The sequence below is a fragment of the Staphylococcus sp. EG-SA-2 genome, from assembly GCF_017152085.1.
In genome coordinates, this window is record NZ_JACYHC010001155.1 from 1 (window position 1) to 669 (window position 669).

A 669-nucleotide genomic window follows, 5' to 3' on the forward strand; every position below is an offset into this window, starting at 1 on the left:
CTCCTCTTTTTAATCCATCTGCGAATTTCAATTTGTATTTCAATACGACACGTTGACCAGCATGTGGCTCTACTTTATTTCCTTGAGGTGCCTCAATAGAACCACTTTCTACTGTAACTTTACTTGTAACATCTGTGCCTTTAACTTCTGAAACGTCACTAGCTTCCTTAGCTTCCGCTACATCTGCTGATCTTGTCACACGTGGCTTACTTTCTGATGCCGTTCTTGGCTGTGCCACTTCAACTTGTGTTTCTGTCCCTTGATTTTGTGTAACCTTTTTAGGTGTTAAATCTACTTGTCTTTGATTTCCGCTATTGTCTTGAGGTTGTGTCGTTTCCTTAACTTGAGGTTTCTCTTCTTCTTTAACTGTTTCTACATTTGCTGGTTGTGCAGTTTGTGGTGCTTGTACTGCTTTTGGTGCTTCTTCAGTTGTTACTTGTGTTGCGTTTGACGGTTGTTCTGTTACTGTTGCGTTATATGATTGAGTTTCTTCTATATGATTAACGTTAGTAGCAGTTGTTTGTGTTTCACTTGTTTTATTATCAGTAGCTGAATTCCCATTTTCTTCTACTGTAGTTGTCTTTTGTTCTGATGCTGCAGCTTCTTTATCTTGTCCCATCCCAACAACGATCATTGTTCCTAAGAATACTGATGCTGCTCCCAATTTAT

Annotated in this window: 1 pseudogene; it reads right to left on the reverse strand. The window is 39.0% G+C overall.

Going from position 1 to position 669, the window contains the following annotated elements:
- Nucleotides 1-669 (reverse strand): annotated as a pseudogene (locus IDG60_RS19100) (fibronectin-binding protein); the annotation flags it as partial.